This window comes from Halomonas sp. MCCC 1A13316, from assembly GCF_014931605.1.
Taxonomy (GTDB): Bacteria; Pseudomonadota; Gammaproteobacteria; order Pseudomonadales; family Halomonadaceae; genus Halomonas.
On the sequence record NZ_CP053382.1, the window covers coordinates 1,991,575 to 2,007,972 of the forward strand.

The following is a 16,398-nucleotide window of genomic DNA, read 5'->3' on the forward strand; positions in this document are numbered from 1 at the left end:
GTAGGTAATGCGGCAATGAGTTTTTCCGAGCCGATTCTAGCCTCATGGTTGTTGATTGCCTGCGGGCCGATCTCACTTGTGGGGCTGTTCCTGGGGCTGATGCAGCGCCCCTGGCAGAGCCTGTTGGCCGATCGTGGCTTGCAGCATCGCTGGCTGGCTGCGAGCGTGGCGGTCATGCTGTTATGGCAGCTCAGGGCTCAGTCGGTCGACTGGCTGACCTTGCACCTGATGCTGACGGTATTGATGACGCTGATCTTCAAGGCGCCGCTGGCCTTGCTGACCAACCTGTTGGCCAACCTCGCGCTGGTCGTGCTGGGCAAGGCAGGCTGGCCTCTGCTGGGCGTTAACGTGCTGATCACCGGAGTGGTGCCGATCGCAATCATGGTGGCGATATGGCGTATCGTGGATCGCTACCTGCCTGATAACCTGATGATCTTCCTCTTTGTATGCGGTTTCTTCGGCGCGGCGCTGGCTACCCTGGGTACCGGGCTCGCGGGCTTGGGGTTGGTAATGCTGGGTGCTACCGATCCTGAGGCGGTCTATTTGGCCAAGGAGTACGCGCTGTTCCTGCCGTTGCTTATGCCCTCGGAAGCCTTCATCACCGGCATGCTGCTCAGTGTGCTGATGGTCTACCACCCCGAGTGGGTCGCGACATTCAACGATCACCGCTATATCGATACCAAGTGAGCCTACAGTGGCAGGCTGAGCTGGCGCCGAGCGTCGTCAGCCACCAGCCGTACCCCGACGCCCAGCAGGCGCACCGGACGCTGACGCCTGGCCCATGCCTGTTCCATCAGCGTGGTGAAGGTGTCGAGCGTGGGCAGGCCGCCACGGGAATCGAGAGTGGTGAGAGAGAAGTCGTCGAAGCGCACCTTGACGAAAACACCAGCAATAGGCGGGTGGCCATGGCGGGCAAGGCGTGCCTCGAGGCGTTCGTATAGCGGTGGCAGCTGAGTGTGGCAGTTCGCCAGGTCGGGCAGATCGGTGGCGAAGGTAGTCTCCACGCTCACCGATTTGCGCTCGCGCTCGATGCGTACCGGCCGGTCGTCGATGCCACGTGCCAGCTCGAACAGGCGCCGCCCGAACTTGCCGAATTCCTGCAGCAGACGTTCCAGCGGAACGCGCTGAAGGTCGGCACAGGTAGCGATCTCCAGGGTTTGAAGGCGCTTGGCCGTGGCCGGCCCGACGCCGTGCAGCTTGGTTACCGGGAGCGCGCTCACGAAGTCGTCCACTTGGGGCGGCGTGATTACGGTGAGGCCGTCCGGCTTCTCCCAGTCGCTGGCAATCTTGGCCAGGAATTTTGCTGGGGCGGCACCCACCGAGACGGTAATACCCACGCGCTTGGTGCATTCCTCCTTCAGCCAGCGTGCCATCCAGGTGGCGCTGCCCGAGAAGCGGGTCACGTCGGTGACGTCGAGAAAGGCCTCGTCCAGGGAGAGCGGCTCCACCAGCGGTGTCAGCTCATGAAAGATCGCCAGTAGCTGCCGCGAAGCCTCACGGTAGCGATCGAAGTCGCCGGGCAACAGAGTGAGGTGAGGGCACAAGCGCAACGCCCGCGCCGTCGGCATGGCGGAATGGATGCCGTAGGCCCGGGCCGGGTAATTGCAGGTCGAGATGACGCCGCGCCCTTCGGCGCTGCCGCCGATCGCCAAGGGAATATCGCGCAACGCCGGGTTGTCGCGCATCTCCACTGCGGCGTAGAAGCAATCGCAATCGGCGTGCAGGATCTTGCGGCTCATCGATACGTTGTTCCGCTCAACTGGAGCGCTTTCTGGGCGACGACCAGACAAAGCGGAACTCGACGAGGAAGCGGAGTTGACTGTAGTCAATGAGCATTCCGAGGAGAGCTCCAACGCCGTATGGTCGAGTTCAGGAAGCGATCAACCCAAAGCTTGGCCGCTGCCGCCGCGTATGACTCCCACCCCGATACCCTCGATTTCGAGCGGCTGATGGCGCAAGTCCACCTCGATGGGAGCGAAGTCAGCGTTTTCGGCTTCCAGCACCACGCGGTGCCCCTGACGGTGGAAGCGCTTGACCGTGACCTCGTCCTCCAGCCGTGCCACCACGATCTGGCCGTCGCGCACGCGGTCGGTGCGGTGCACGGCCAGCAGGTCGCCTTCCAGGATGCCCGCATCCTTCATCGAAAGCCCGCGGACCTTGAGCAGGTAATCGGCCCGGGGTGTGAAGAATTCCGGGGGCAGGGGACAGTAGCGGTCGATGTGCTCGGCGGCGAGAACGGGGCTGCCGGCCGCGACCTCGCCAATGATCGGTAGCCCCTCGGCATTCGGCTCGTTGACAGCGGCGTCGGCCTCCTGGGCCGGCAAGCGAATGCCACGAGAGGTGCCGCGGATCACTCTGATGACCCCCTTGCGCTCGAGTGCTCGCAGATGTTCCTCGGCGGCATTGGGAGAGCGAAAACCCAGCGCCCGGGCAATTTCAGCACGGGTCGGAGGGTAGCCGAACTCGTTCATGGTCTTGACGATGAAGTCATAAACGTTCTGTTGGCGCGAGGTGAGAGGGCGTGTCATGGCAAACTCCAGTGGCGTGACTGCCGTATTGGTCAAGTATACAGCATGGAAGCCCATACAGTAAAAAGGGGATCGTTCATCGCCGCCAAGCGTCTGAAGACGTTTAAAACGCTACTGGTTGTCTATTCATTGAGTGACGAGTCGTAATGACGTAGACTTTTGTAATGTTTAAAACAGACGTTTCCAGCGGGAACTGATCATGGCCCAGACCGATACCGTCACCCGTATTCTCGACACTGCCGAGGTGCTGTTCGCCGAGCGCGGCTTCGCCGAGACCTCGCTGCGTACCATCACCAGCAAGGCACGCGTCAATCTCGCCGCGGTCAATTACCACTTCGGCTCGAAGAAAGCACTGATCCAGGCGGTCTTCTCTCGTTATCTCGATCCCTTTACCATGCGTTTCCATCACGCCCTGGATGAGTTGGAGGCGCGTCACGCCGGCGGCGTCATTCCGCTTGAAGAGCTACTGGAAACCATGGCGCGAACCGTGCTCGAAGTACCCGCAGAGAAGCACAGCCTGAAGGTGTTCATGAAGCTGCTGGGGCTTGCCTACAGTCAGGCTCAAGGGCACTTGCGGCGCCACATCCAAGAAGAGTACGGCAGCGTCTTTACCCGCTTTACCGAGTTGGTAAGGCGCGCCACCCCGGAGCTGCCCGATGCCGAGCGATTCTGGCGCCTGCATTTCGTTCTCGGTACGGTGATCTTCACGCTGTCCGGCCTCGACGCGCTGCGCGATATCGCCGAGAAGGACTACCAGGAGCACGTCTCGGTGCGCGATTTGATCCGACGCTTGCGCCCTGTGGTAGTTGCTGCCATGAACGCGCCTCTACCGCCGCCACCCGCCGCGCAGCCGGCCAAGGCGAGCTGACATGCACACCCCTCGGCTGGATGCATTGCCGCCCCGGGATGGGTGCTGGTTGGAGGTCGATATCGGTCGCCAATGCCTCATCCAGTGGCTGGGCGAGCAGCCCCAGAGGGAGTGGCTGGTGTCGACGGCGCTGGCGGGCACGGGGCAGCGCGAGAGCAGCGGTTGCACACCGTTGGGCTGGCATTACGTGCGGGCGGCGATCGGTGCCGGTCAGCCGGCGGGTACGGTGTTTCGCGGCCGGCGCCCTACCGGCGAGGTCTATAGCGCGGCACTGGCTGACGCCCACCCCGAACGTGACTGGATATTGACCCGCATTCTGTGGCTGTGCGGACTCGAGCGTGATGTCAATCGAGGTGGCGACGTCGACTCCCAGAGGCGCTATATCTATCTACACGGCACACCGCCGGACCAGCCGATGGGGGCACCCCGTTCGCATGGTTGTATTCGCATGCGTGACGAGGCGTTGCTGGAAGTCTTCGCCCTGGCATTGCCGGGCACTCCCGTCTGGCTGCACGAATGACCCAATAGGGCCGCTTGCCGGTTCCAACAGAGTTCGAATCAGGTGTGCCATGGATGGCTGTTGCCGTAGGCGGCTTTAGTCTAGAATCAGCTCCCTTTCTGCCCCAAGGACTCCGATCATGACCCAGACCCACGGCCCGGTGATGCTCGATCTGGAAGGCACCGCATTACGTAAAGAAGAGCGCGCACTGCTCAAGCGTCCCGAGGTGGGAGGTGTCATCCTGTTCGGCCGCAATGTCGAGCATGCGCGGCAGGTGCGGGAGCTTTGCGACGGCATTCGGCGCGTTCGCCCTGAGTTGCTGCTGGCCATAGACCAGGAAGGCGGTCGTGTCCAGCGGCTCCGCGAAGGCGTGACTCGCCTGCCCGCCATGGGCCGTATCGGCCGTGACTATGAGGCGACGCCGGAAGTGACCCTGAGGCTGTGCCTGGATACCGGATGGTTATTGGGCATGGAGATGGCCGCCTGTGGGCTCGACCTCAGCTTTGCTCCGGTGCTTGATGTCGATACCGGCATCTCCAGCGTCATTGGCGATCGCAGTTTATCTTCCAGCCCTCAGGCCGTGGCGGCCATGGGCGGTGCGTTCATCGCCGGCCTGCACGAAGCCGGCATGGCGGCGGTGGGCAAGCACTTTCCCGGGCATGGCGGCGTGGCGGCAGATTCCCACCTTGAACTGCCGGTGGACGCTCGCCCGCTCGAGGCGCTTCGCCAGCACGACCTGATACCCTTCGCCGAGCTCGCCTCCCGGCTCGATGGCATCATGCCGGCCCACGTCATCTATTCCGCCTTCGACTCGCGTCCAGCGGGCTTCTCCGGTAGCTGGCTGGGCCTGCTGCGCGAGTCGCTTGGTTTCAAGGGCACCATCTTCTCAGACGATCTCGGCATGGCGGGCGCCAGCTTCGCCGGTACACCGGGTGAGCGAGCCCTGGCCGCGCTGGATGCCGGTTGCGACATGGTGCTGGTGTGCAACGATCGTGCTGCTGCGCTCGAAGTATTGGAAGCCTGTCAGGGGCGGACGACACGGCTGACGGCGCGCTTCCGCTACGGCCGGGCGCGTCCCGACATCGAGGCGCTCGAGGCCCTGGGGCGCTGGCGTCGTGTGCACGCACGGCTCGAAGCCATGGCGTCGCTCTGACTTGCCTGTTCGTTTCTCATTCGTTTACCTGCATTGATACGAGTCCTTCATGCCCAAACTCGAAGCCGATTATCTCGAATCCCTGGCCACCATGCGCGATGTCATGGAGAACGCCGACTGCCTGATCAGCCATGATGAGGTAGAGCGTGCGCTCGACCGCATGGCCGAGCAGATCACCGCCGATCTGGGCGACAAGCTGCCGGTGTTCTATTGCGTGATGAACGGCGGGTTGATTACCACAGGTCACCTGCTGACCCGCCTGGGCTTCCCGCTGGAGGTCGATTACCTCCATGCGACACGCTATCGCGGCGGCCTGCGCGGGGGCGAACTGTTCTGGCGGGTCTCGCCGGAGATACCGATGGCCGATCGCCACGTGGTGATCGTCGACGACATCCTCGACGAAGGCGCCACCCTGGCGGCGATACTCGCCTATTGCCGAGAGGCGGGGGCGGCCAGCATCTCTACCGCCGTTCTGGTCGACAAGCGCCACGACCGCAAGTCGGTACCCGGTCTCAAGGCCGACTACTGCAGCCTGGAAGTGGTCGATCGCTACGTGTTCGGCTTCGGCATGGATTACAAGGGCTACTGGCGGAACGCGCCGGGAATCTTCGCTCCCAAGGGGCTTTGATTCATCCATTTCGGAATGGTTAAGGCACATCCTGCTTCCATCGGGCTGAAAATACGCATTAACCCTTTAAAGGCGCCTTCTTTCATAACTTTTGCGAATGCATAGGCGTCTTTTTTTCGTTTGTGAAACAGGTTGGCCGTCTGCTCTCATTGAAGCCACTTGAACCTTTGACGAGTGCAGTCATTCGATATGGATTTTCCTCACATCAGCCAAGCTTTGGGCGTCATACATCCCATCTGCATCGAGCGGGGGCGCAATGCCGAAGTGTGGGATGAGCGCGGCAACCGATACATCGACTTCGTAGGCGGCATCGGTGTACTCAACCTGGGGCATTCGCACCCCGCCATCATCGAGGCGGTAAAGGCACAGGTCGATACGCTGATGCATTCGGCGTTCAATGCCGTGCCGCACCGCGGCTATCTGGAAGTGGCCGAAGCCTTGGCCGCCTTCGTGCCCGTTTCTTATCCGCTCTCCTGCATGTTGACCAACAGCGGGGCTGAGGCCACCGAGAATGCGATGAAGGTGGCGCGCGCGGCGACCGGACGGCAGACGGTCATCGCCTTCGACGATGGGTTCCACGGCCGCACGCTGGCAGCCTTGAATCTCAACGGCAAGGTCAAACCCCACAAGAGCCGGCTGGGTGCCTTGCCTGGCCCGGTTCACCATATCCCCTTTCCCAGTGGCGACAGTGATATCGACGCCGTCCAGGCGATGGCCGCATTGGAGCGTCTTTTCGAGGTCGAAACACCAGCCGATGAGGTGGCGTGCGTCGTCGTCGAGCCGGTCCAGGGTGAAGGGGGCTTCCGGCCGCTGTGTCGTGACTTCGCCACGCGGCTGCGCGGCGTGTGTGATCGTCACGGCATCGTGCTCATCCTCGACGAGATCCAGTCGGGGTTCGGGCGAACCGGGTCGCGCTTCGCTTTCTCCCCCCTGGGAATCGAGCCCGACCTGCTGCTGATGGGCAAGAGCATGGCCGCAGGGCTGCCGCTGGCGGCGGTGGTGGGCAGGGCGGAGCTCATGGATGCCGTTCCCAAGGGCGGTTTGGGCGGCACCTATTCGGGTAATGCCGTGGCCTGTGCCGCAGCACGGGCGGTGATGGCGCTGATGAGCGAGGAGGCCCTGGCCGCCTGGGGCAAAACTCAGGAGAGGCTGATCGTCGAGGCCCATCGGCGCTGGCAGGCAAGCGGGCGCTTTCCGATGGTGGGGGCGCTCACCGGGGTGGGCGCAATGCGCGGAATCGTCTTCAAGGATACCGCCCGAGCCTGCGGCGGCGAGCATCTGGCCAGGCTGCTGTCGGCGGCGCGTGAGGCCGGTGTACTGCTGATGCCGAGCGGCCGTCGGCGTAACGTGCTGCGCCTGCTGGCACCCCTGACCGCCGAGCCTGAAGTCATGATGGAAGGACTCGCTCGCATTGAGCGTGGCCTGGAATCACTCATTCAACTTGATACCAAGGAGGCATGAAGGTGCCCGTATCCCGTTTTCTATCTTCCGACGACATTCGTGAGCGTTTTGCCCAGGCCATGTCGGCCATGTACCAGGCCGAGGTGCCCCAGTACGGGACCCTGCTCGAACTGGTCGAACGCGTTAACCGGGAAACCCTGGAGGCCGACCCCGCGCTGGCTGAGCGCCTGGCAGCTCATGGCGAGCTGGAACGCCTCGATGCCGAGCGCCATGGCGCTATCCGCGTGGGAACGGCCGAGGAGTTGGCTATGCTGCGCCGGCTGTTCGCGGTCATGGGCATGGTTCCGGTGGGCTACTACGACCTTTCCGCAGCCGGGGTACCGGTACACGCCACTGCCTTCCGACCCATCGACGAGACGGCGCTGGCCCGTAACCCTTTCCGGGTCTTCACCTCGCTGCTGCGCCTCGAGCTGATCGAGAGCCAGGCATTGCGGGAGCGTGCCACTGCGATTCTGGCTCGGCGCGACATCTTCACCGAGGGCTGCCGTGAGTCGATCGCACTGCATGAAGCACAGGGCGGGCTTGATGAGGAGCAGAGCGAACGCTTCATCGCCGAGGCTCTAGAGACCTTCCGCTGGCATCGCGAGGCCACGGTGGACCTGGAAACCTACGAGGCGTTGAATGCCGAGCATCGCCTGATCGCCGACGTAGTCTGCTTTCGCGGACCGCATATCAACCACCTGACGCCGCGCACGCTGAATATCGACGAGGCGCAGCGACGCATGCCCGATGCCGGCATGAATCCCAAGGCGGTAATCGAGGGGCCGCCCCGTCGCGCCTGTCCGATCCTGCTGCGCCAGACCAGCTTCAAGGCCCTGGAGGAGGGGATTCGCTTCGCCGGCGAGCGGCAGGGCACTCATACAGCTCGCTTCGGCGAGATCGAGCAGCGCGGCATGGCGCTGACCGCCAGGGGACGTGAGCTTTACGACAGGTTGCTTGGCGATGCCCGACGCCGTACTGCCGGCCTCGACAACGAGGCGCATCAGCGCGTGCTCGGAGAGACCTTCGCCGACTTTCCCAATGACGAGAAGACCCTGCGGCGAGAGGGGCTGGCATTCTTCAACTACCGTCTCAGCGAAGCCGGCGGAACCGGCGGATGCGTGGAGAGCGCTAGCCTGGAGGAGTTGCTCGAGCGTGGCCTGGTCTCGGCCCGGCCGCTTACCTATGAGGACTTCCTGCCGGTGAGTGCGGCCGGAATCTTCCAATCGAACCTGGGTGGTGAAAACGGCGGCAACTATACCGGCAGTGCCAATCGCGAAGCCTTCGAGCAGGCTCTGGGGGCACCTGTCGCCGACGAACTGGCGTTGTATGCCGAGCGTGAGCGGGTTTCTCGCGAAAGGGTATTGAAGGCACTGTCAGCAGAATAGCCGTCGACCCGAGGGAAGGAGCAGAAATGATAAAGCCGAACCAGGGGCTGGTTCGGCTTTATCAAGCCTAACGCCTGGCTTCAGGAGGGGAAGGAGAACTGCGCGCCTTCGCGGACCCCGGCCGACGGCCAACGCTGGGTGATAGTCTTGCGCTTGGTGTAGAAGCGCACGGCATCCGGGCCGTAGGCGCTCAGGTCGCCGAACAGCGAGCGCTTCCAGCCACCAAAGCTATGGTAGGAGACCGGTACCGGGAGCGGTACGTTGATGCCGACCATGCCGACCTGGATGTTGTCGCTGAAGTAGCGGGCGGCCTCACCGTCGCGGGTATAGATGCAAGTGCCGTTGCCGTACTCGTGATCGTCGATCAGTTTCATGGCTTCCTGCATGGAGCCCGCGCGTACCACCAGCAGCACCGGTCCGAAGATTTCCTCCTGATAGCAGGTCATCTCGGGGGACACGCGGTCGATCAGGGTGCCACCTACATAGAAGCCATTTTCAAAGCCCGGCACCTGCACCCCGCGACCGTCGACCACGATCTCTGCACCCTGGGCCTCGGCGCTGTCGATGTAGCCGCAGACCTTCTCCTGGTGAGCCTTGGTGATCACCGGGCCAAAATCGTTGCCGGCATCGGCGAAAGAGCCGACCTTGAGGCTCTGCATCTGCTCCTGCATCTTGGCGATCAGGGCATCGGCGGCCTCATCGCCTACGGCGACGGCTACGGACAGCGCCATGCAGCGTTCGCCCGACGAGCCGAATGCGGCCCCGGTCAGCGAGTTGACGACGTTGTCCATGTCGGCATCGGGCATCACGATGGCGTGATTCTTGGCGCCGCCGAGGGCCTGGCAACGCTTGCCGTTGGCGCTGGCGCGGCCGTAGATGTACTCGGCGATTGGAGTTGAGCCGACGAAGCTGACGGCCTGCACGCGCGGATCGTCGAGCAGGGCGTCGACGGCTTCCTTGTCGCCGTTGACGACGTTCAGCACGCCGGCGGGCAGGCCCGCTTCCAGCGCCAGCTCGGCGATGAACAGCGTCGAGCTCGGGTCGCGCTCGGAGGGCTTGAGCACGAAGGTATTGCCGCAGGCAATAGCCATCGGGTACATCCACAGCGGGACCATGGCCGGGAAGTTGAAAGGCGTAATGCCGGCGACTACGCCCAGCGGCTGGAACTCGCTCCACGAATCGATGCCCGGGCCGACGTTCTTGCTGTGCTCACCCTTGAGCAGTTCCGGCACGCCGCAGGCATACTCCACGTTCTCGATGCCGCGCTGCAGTTCGCCCTGGGCATCGTGCACGATCTTGCCGTGCTCCTGGCCAATCAGTCGGCAGATCTCGTCGGTATGCTCTTCCAGCAACTGCTTGAAGCGGAACATGACGCGGGCACGCTTGGCCGGCGGGGTGTTGCGCCAGGCCGGGTAGGCGGCCTGGGCAGCGGCGACGGCTTCCTCGACGGTGGCCTTGCTGGCCAGGCTGACCTGGCCACCGACCTCGCCGGTGGAGGGATTGAAGATATCCTGGGTGCGCCCTTCGCTGTTGATGCGCGCGCCGTTGATCAGATGGCCGAGCGTGGTCATTTCAGTACCTCTAGTTAAACGAGTGTCAGTTGTAATCAGTCGAGTTCGCCGATGGTTTCACCCAGCACGTTCACGAGCCGATCGATCTCGTCGCGCTCGACAATGAAGGGCAGACCGAGCTGGATGGTATCGCCGCCGTAGCGCACATAGAAGCCTTTCTCCCAGCACTTCATGGCGATTTCGAAGGGGCGCCGGGCCGGCTCGCCGGGATAGCTCTCTATCTGCAGGGCGCCGGCGAGCCCGTAGTTGCGAATGTCGCTGACATAGCGAGTGCCCTTGAGGCTGTGCAGCGAGGCTTCGAATACCGGGCTCATCTCACGCACGCGTTCGATCAGGCGGTCGTTCTCGAGCACGTCCAGGGCGGCAAGCGCTGCGGCACAGGCCACCGGGTGGCCGGAGTAGGTGTAGCCGTGGGGCAGCTCGAGCATGTACTCGGGGCCACCCTGTTCCATGAAGGTCTGGTAGATCTCGTCCTGTACGATTACCGCACCCATCGGTACTGCCCCGTTGGTCAACTGCTTGGCCACGTTCATGATGTCCGGCACCACGCCGAACTCTTCGGCGCCGGTCATGGAACCCATGCGACCGAAGCCGGTGATGACCTCGTCGAAGATCAGCAGGATGTCGTGCGCATCGCAGATCTCACGCAACCGCTGCAGGTAGCCCTTGGGCGGCGGGATCACGCCGGCCGACCCGGCCAAGGGTTCGACGATCACCGCGGCAATGTTGGAAGCGTCATGGAGGGCGATCAGCTCGAGCAGTTCCTCGGCACGCTCGGCGCCGCGCTCGGGCATGCCCTTGGTGAAGGCGTTCTCGGCGAGCAGGGTGTGGGGCAGGTGGTCGGCATCGATGCCCTGGCCGAACAGGACACGGTTGGCGCCGATGCCGCCCAGGCTGATTCCGCCGAAGTTGACGCCGTGATAACCCTTTGCCCTTCCGATCAGCTTGGTCTTGGTCGGCTTGCCCTTCTTGCGCCAGTAGGCGCGGGCGATCTTCAGCGAGGTGTCGGCACTCTCGGAGCCGGAGCCGGTGAAGAAGACGTAGTCGAGCCCCTGTGGGGTCAGTTCACGAATGCGGTGGGCCAGCTCGAAGGCCTTGGGGTGGCCGTACTGGAAGGCCGGGGCGTAATCCAGCTGCTGCAGCTGCCGGGCCACGGCCTCGGTGATCTCGGGACGACCATGTCCGGTGCCACAGGTCCACAGGCCGGAAAGAGCATCGTAAATGCGGCGTCCGTCGGCGTCGGTAAAGTAGCTGCCCTCGGCACCCACGATGATTCGCGGGTCGCGCTTGAACTGCCGATTGCCGGTATAGGGCATCCAGTAGGCGTCGAGCTGCGCCTGGCTCAAACCTGCGGCCCGTGGGGATTCCTGGACTGACATGGCACCACCCTCTGATAGCGTGTTGTTGGTGATATGGGAGACAGGCTAGTCCGGGTCAGTGATAAGTTAAATCTAGATTTTTTTAATCTAACGAAAGCGTTTACTTAACTTTCTTGCCTGGCAGCGATACCCTCGAAACCGAACGTCACGCCGTAACGGAAACGCCAATGTCACGCCGCAAGAAGACCCTCTCGGCCCAGCCCAGCGATGCCGACCTGCGCCTGCTGAAGATCTACCGCAAAGTGGTCGAGTGCGGTGGCTTTTCTGCCGCCGAAGTAGAGCTGAACATCAGCCGCGCCGCCATCAGCATGGCGATGAACGATCTCGAGACCCGGCTCGGCCTGCGGCTATGCCAGCGCGGGCGCAGTGGCTTCTCGCTGACCGACGAGGGAGCGGAAGTCTACGAAGCCACCATGCAGCTGCTAGCTGCGGTGGAAGGGTTTCGTACACGGGTCAATGGCCTGCATGCCTGGCTCAAGGGCGAGCTCAATATCGGTATTACCGACAATCTGGTGACCATGCCGCAGATGCATATCACAAACGCCCTCAGCGCGCTCAAGGAGCGCGGCCCGGACGTGCGCATCAACATTCGCATGATTCCGCCCAGCGACATCGAGCTGGCGGTACTGGACGGTCGCCTGCATACCGGGGTGATCCCGGCGCTCAAGACCTTGCCGGGGCTCGATTATCTCTCGCTCTATGCGGAGACCTCCCAGCTCTACTGCGCTTCCGGGCACCCCCTGTTCGATAGCGAAGCAGTGACCGAGCGAGAGCTGGCGAACTGCGATGCCGTGGTACCCGCCTATGCCCAGACGCCTGAGGTCAAGGCGTTGCATGAGCCGCTCAGGGCGGCCGCCTCGGCCACGGATCGCGAAGGCATCGCCTTCCTCATCCTTTCCAATCGCTATATCGGCTACCTGCCGACCCACTATGCCGAACGCTGGGTAGGTTGCGGCCGGATGTACGCCCTGAATCCCGAGCGATGGCACTATCTCACCCATTACAGCGCCATTACCCGCAAGGGAGCCCCACCCAATCTGGTGCTGGAGACCTATCTCGATGAGCTCCGCCGCATGGTCGGTGAGTGAGGCGGGTTAAGGTCGAAAGCGATATTAACTAACAAAAAACCCAGCAGGCATGGCCTGCTGGGTTGGGGCGTGTTCCCCCGCGCGGTGGCGGGTTGACGATTCAACTCACCCGTGGCGCTGGGGCTGTGCCTGCACCCGTTTCAGCTTCGCCAGCCGCGGCGCCCAGGTCGGTCGCGACAGCCTCGCCCTGTTCCTGCCAGAGCTTGCGTTCTTCCTCGCTGGCTCGCGGTGAGAACAGGCCGGTCTGCGCATAGATCAGGCCGATCACCGGCGACAGCCAGCAGGCGAAGGCCAGCGGAATGTACAGCAGGTTCTCGATATTTCCCTCGACGATACCGAGTCCGAGGGCGCTGATGACGAAGGCGCCGCCGGCATTCCACGGAATCAGCGGCGAGATCAGCGTGCCGCCTTCTTCGATGGCGCGGGACAGGTTCAGGGTCGAGTAGCCCAGGCCCCGGTAGGTGGGAGCATACATGCGGCCAGGCAGGGCGATGGAGAGGTAGGGGTCGCCGGCGACCAGGTTGGTGGACACCGAAGTCAGCATTGCGGCTGTCTGCACGCCCTTGAAGCTGCGCACTTTGGTCATGATGGCGCGGATGATCGTTTCCAGACAACCTGTCTTCTCCAGCGCACCGCCGAAGCCCAGCGCGATGAGGATCAGTGAAATGGTCCACATCATCGACTGGATGCCACCCCGATTGAGCAGGCTGTCCATAGCAGCGACACCGGTCTCGATCGAATAGCCGCTGTTGGCATAGGTCAATACCTCATGCACACCGACTCCCTGCGCGACCATGGCGGTGACAGCCCCGGCCAGGGCGCCGGCGAACAGCGACGGGATGGGCGGCATGCGCTTGATCGCGAGCACGATGACCAGCACCGCAGGCAGCAGCAGCCAGGCCGAGATGGAGAAATTGGCCTGCAGCGCCGCCGTGATGGCATCGATCCGTTCGAAGGAAGCGTTGTTGTCGTCGATCAGGGTGAAACCCGCCGCCAGGTAAATGGCGAAAGCGATCAGCATTGCCGGGATTGTCGTCGGCATCATGTTCTTGATGTGCGAGAACACGTCCGTTCCGGTGACCGCCGGGGCCAGGTTGGTGGTATCCGACAGCGGCGAGATCTTGTCGCCGAAGAAGGCGCCGGAGACGACTGCGCCGGCGGTCCAGTACACCGGGATGTCGAAGCCTGCGCCGATGCCCATCAGCGCCAGGCCGACCGTACCGACCGTGCCCCAGGAAGTGCCCAGCGACACCGAGACGACCGAGCAGAGCAGCATGGCCGCCGCCAGGAAGATGGTCGGCGAGAGCAGCGTCAGCCCGTAGTAGATCAGGGTGGGCACCGTGCCGCTGGCGATCCACACGCCAATGATCATACCGACGCAGATCAGTACCGATACGGAGGGCAGGGACACGTGGATGACGTGGAAAACGCCTTCTTCGATCTGTCTCCATCGGAAGCCTAGCTTGACCCCCACCAGCGACGTGATCGCCAAACCGATGGCCAGCGGGATATGGGGAGTGAAATCGCCGAAATAGAACAGTTGCACCGCCAGTACCAGCAGTGTCAGGACGACGGGGATCAGCGCCAGCATCAGGCTTGGCTGCTTGTAAGCTATTGGTTCTTTTGGACTTGTCATGTCATTACCCTGGGGTTGATACGCGTTGCTTCTCATCTCGTTGTTTGATCGATGTCCAGCCTGACGATCCAATGTCTCAGGGGCCGATAAGATTCGGTGGCTGGAATCGCCGGATACCATCTGGTCGTGCAGTCATTTCCTCCAATATTTACCTGTTACAGCGATACTTTGCGTTTCGCAGTGACTGAAGCGATCAATGTCTCGGCGGCATGGCCGCGGGATGGCTAGTCATTGTTATCGTTCCTGCAGGCCTTACAGGCTTAGTATTGGCCAAAACAACTAGGAATAGGCTCCAAATAACGCTAGATTCATTTCCTATTGTCCTTCTAAAACCCTATAAGTAGGCAATATGGCTACCAAGTTGGATCGTATCGATCGCCGGATCCTCTACCAACTGCAAGAGCATGGACGCCTTTCCATCGTTGAACTGGCCAGCCGGGTCAATCTCACCAAGACACCCTGTGCCCAGCGCGTGCGTAGACTCGAGCAGGCCGGAATCATCCGCGGCTATCGCGCCGACCTGGATCCGGCGCAACTCGGTGCCGGGCACGTTCTGGTGGTACTGGTGACCATGGAGAAGACCAGTGAGGATGCCCTGGAACGCTTCAACGAGGCCGTGCGCCTCATTCCCGAAGTGCAGGGTTGTTACATGGTGGCGGGAAATTTCGACTACTTGCTCAAGGTGAGAACCCATGACATCACCCATTACCGCGGCGTGCTCGTGCAGCAGATTGGCCGGCTGCCGAATGTTCATCAGACGCACTCCTTCGTAGTGATGGAACTGGTCAAGGATGAAGTCACGGTACCGGTGCCCATCGACGCCTTTCCTTGAACGGATATTGGGGGGGGAACCGGCTGACTCGGTCTCTTTTTGGCCCTCTTCTCGGTGTCTCGCCATAGGTCCTGGAGTGCTCAGATCAGTACTTTCAGACACTGTCCGGTATGGTAGAGCGTGAATCCTCCTTCATAGCTTGAACTTCGCAACGACCTGGCACGTATCGGTCTGGGGGAGCGAATCGGCAGGGGCAGGGCGCCGTCGTCGCCGTTGATCAGGTACTGGGCAAAGCCCTTGCCCACCACGGTGCCGGTGGTGATACCGCGGCCGTTGTAGCCCGACACTCCGAGTACTCCAGGCGCGAGTTCGAACAGGCGTAGCGTATGATCGGGTGTGAAGCCGATTCGCCCGCTCCAACTGCATTCCCATTCGACACTGCCCAACTGGGGGAAGTAATGACGCTGGATGCGGTTGGCCCAGCAGCGCAGGAAGGCGGCGGGCTTGCCGTCACCCTTGCCCAGGCTGCCGAGGACCAGGCGGCCCTCGGCGTCGCGGCGCATGCTGCTCAGCACCATGCGGGTATCCCAGGCGCCCTGACGCTCGGGCAGGATATCGCCGGCCAGTTCCTCGGGTAGCGGTCGAGAGGCGACTTGGAAAAAATGGCCGGAAAAGAAGTGATGGCGGATTTCGTTCCAGCGATCCTCGGTGTAGGCATTGGTCGCGAGTACCAGGCGGCGGGCCTTGACGCTGCCACGGGGGGTGGTGATCGACCAATCTTCACCCGCTCGGCAGACCCCGGTGGCAGCGCTGTGCGTAAAGAGTCGTGCTCCGGCTGCTTGGGCGGCACGTGCCAGGCCGCGGGTATAGGCGGTAGGGTTCATTGTGCCGGCGCGATGATCGAGGAGGGCGCGGCGGATGCGCTGGGTGCCTACGAGCCGCTGGCAGGCACCGGCCTCGAGCAGCTCTACCGGGGCACCGCGCCGCTGAAGCTGCTCCGCGCGACGTGCCAACTCCTGGTCGCCCTTGCCGTTGTGGGCCAGATGCAGCGTCCCGGTACGGGTCGCCTGGCATTCGATGCTATGCCGCTCGATCAGCGAGAAAACGACCGCTGGCGCGCCGCCAAGAATGGAGTTGGCGCGTTCGCCGATCTCCTCGCCAAAAACCTCGCTGATATCATCCGGCGGTATCCACAAGCCCGCGTTGACCAGTCCGACATTGCGCCCCGAGGCACCGCTGGGCACGTCGCCCGACTCGATCAAGGTTACGCTGACGCCGGCCTCGGCCAGATGCAGGGCGGTGCTGAGTCCGGTGATGCCTCCGCCAATCACCAATACATCGGTGGTGTGGTTACCTTGCAGCGTACTCAGGTCAAGAGGCGGTTCCAGTGAGGTGTCGTGCCAGAGACAGCGTTCCTTCATGGTGCCTCCCGTAGTCGGAGCGCTTGG

15 protein-coding genes are annotated in these 16,398 nt (G+C 62.7%); 9 read left to right on the forward strand and 6 right to left on the reverse strand.

Going from position 1 to position 16,398, the window contains the following annotated elements; translation table 11 throughout:
* Positions 1-15: 15 nt before the first annotated feature.
* Positions 16-687, forward strand: coding sequence for an energy-coupling factor ABC transporter permease (locus HNO52_RS09280; RefSeq protein WP_197568845.1), 672 nt, complete (start codon positions 16-18; stop codon positions 685-687).
* Between the two features lie 2 nt (positions 688-689).
* Here HNO52_RS09280 and dinB read toward each other — a convergent pair whose 3' ends face one another.
* Positions 690-1,739 (reverse strand): DNA polymerase IV, encoded by a 1,050-nt coding sequence (gene dinB, locus HNO52_RS09285; RefSeq protein WP_197568846.1) that lies wholly within the window; start codon positions 1,737-1,739, stop codon positions 690-692.
* Between the two features lie 141 nt (positions 1,740-1,880).
* Positions 1,881-2,528: a transcriptional repressor LexA gene (gene lexA / locus HNO52_RS09290; RefSeq protein ID WP_197568847.1), complete on the reverse strand. Its 648-nt coding sequence runs from the start codon at positions 2,526-2,528 to the stop codon at positions 1,881-1,883.
* A gap of 199 nt (positions 2,529-2,727) precedes the next feature.
* Here lexA and HNO52_RS09295 point away from each other — a divergent pair, with 199 nt between their 5' ends.
* The 6 genes from HNO52_RS09295 to hglS all read left to right on the forward strand — a co-directional run bounded on the left by HNO52_RS09295 (position 2,728) and on the right by hglS (position 8,504).
* Positions 2,728-3,396 (forward strand): TetR/AcrR family transcriptional regulator, encoded by a 669-nt coding sequence (locus HNO52_RS09295; RefSeq protein WP_197568848.1) that lies wholly within the window; start codon positions 2,728-2,730, stop codon positions 3,394-3,396.
* Position 3,397: 1 nt separating this feature from the next.
* Entirely contained in the window at positions 3,398-3,916 is a 519-nt protein-coding gene (locus HNO52_RS09300) for a L,D-transpeptidase (RefSeq protein ID WP_197568849.1), read from the forward strand.
* Positions 3,917-4,034: 118 nt separating this feature from the next.
* Positions 4,035-5,048, forward strand: coding sequence for a beta-N-acetylhexosaminidase (gene nagZ / locus HNO52_RS09305; RefSeq protein ID WP_197568850.1), 1,014 nt, complete (start codon positions 4,035-4,037; stop codon positions 5,046-5,048).
* A gap of 49 nt (positions 5,049-5,097) precedes the next feature.
* Positions 5,098-5,676, forward strand: a complete 579-nt coding sequence (locus HNO52_RS09310; protein ID WP_197568851.1) for a hypoxanthine-guanine phosphoribosyltransferase — start codon at positions 5,098-5,100, stop codon at positions 5,674-5,676.
* Between the two features lie 189 nt (positions 5,677-5,865).
* Complete coding sequence (locus HNO52_RS09315; protein WP_197568852.1) at positions 5,866-7,137, forward strand: 2-aminoadipate transaminase; 1,272 nt, start codon at positions 5,866-5,868, stop codon at positions 7,135-7,137.
* A gap of 2 nt (positions 7,138-7,139) precedes the next feature.
* Positions 7,140-8,504 (forward strand): 2-oxoadipate dioxygenase/decarboxylase HglS, encoded by a 1,365-nt coding sequence (hglS, locus tag HNO52_RS09320; protein ID WP_269476083.1) that lies wholly within the window; start codon positions 7,140-7,142, stop codon positions 8,502-8,504.
* Positions 8,505-8,584: 80 nt separating this feature from the next.
* Here hglS and HNO52_RS09325 read toward each other — a convergent pair whose 3' ends face one another.
* Positions 8,585-10,075, reverse strand: a complete 1,491-nt coding sequence (locus HNO52_RS09325; protein ID WP_197568854.1) for a CoA-acylating methylmalonate-semialdehyde dehydrogenase — start codon at positions 10,073-10,075, stop codon at positions 8,585-8,587.
* Between the two features lie 35 nt (positions 10,076-10,110).
* Complete coding sequence (gene aptA, locus HNO52_RS09330; protein WP_197568855.1) at positions 10,111-11,454, reverse strand: omega-aminotransferase AptA; 1,344 nt, start codon at positions 11,452-11,454, stop codon at positions 10,111-10,113.
* A 167-nt stretch (positions 11,455-11,621) separates the two neighbouring features.
* Here aptA and HNO52_RS09335 point away from each other — a divergent pair, with 167 nt between their 5' ends.
* Positions 11,622-12,542 carry a LysR family transcriptional regulator gene (locus HNO52_RS09335; protein ID WP_197568856.1) on the forward strand — a complete coding sequence of 307 codons (921 nt, stop codon included), beginning with the start codon at positions 11,622-11,624 and terminating at the stop codon, positions 12,540-12,542.
* A gap of 100 nt (positions 12,543-12,642) precedes the next feature.
* On the opposite strand, the gene nhaC is transcribed toward HNO52_RS09335, so the two are convergent.
* A complete protein-coding gene (gene nhaC / locus HNO52_RS09340; RefSeq protein WP_197568857.1) occupies positions 12,643-14,178 on the reverse strand; it encodes a Na+/H+ antiporter NhaC in 1,536 nt (511 codons plus the stop codon).
* A gap of 349 nt (positions 14,179-14,527) precedes the next feature.
* On the opposite strand from nhaC, the gene HNO52_RS09345 reads away from it, so the two are divergent.
* Complete coding sequence (locus HNO52_RS09345; RefSeq protein ID WP_197568858.1) at positions 14,528-15,010, forward strand: Lrp/AsnC family transcriptional regulator; 483 nt, start codon at positions 14,528-14,530, stop codon at positions 15,008-15,010.
* A gap of 80 nt (positions 15,011-15,090) precedes the next feature.
* Here HNO52_RS09345 and amaA read toward each other — a convergent pair whose 3' ends face one another.
* Complete coding sequence (amaA, locus tag HNO52_RS09350) at positions 15,091-16,371, reverse strand: L-pipecolate oxidase (protein ID WP_197568859.1); 1,281 nt, start codon at positions 16,369-16,371, stop codon at positions 15,091-15,093.
* Positions 16,372-16,398: the final 27 nt, after the last annotated feature.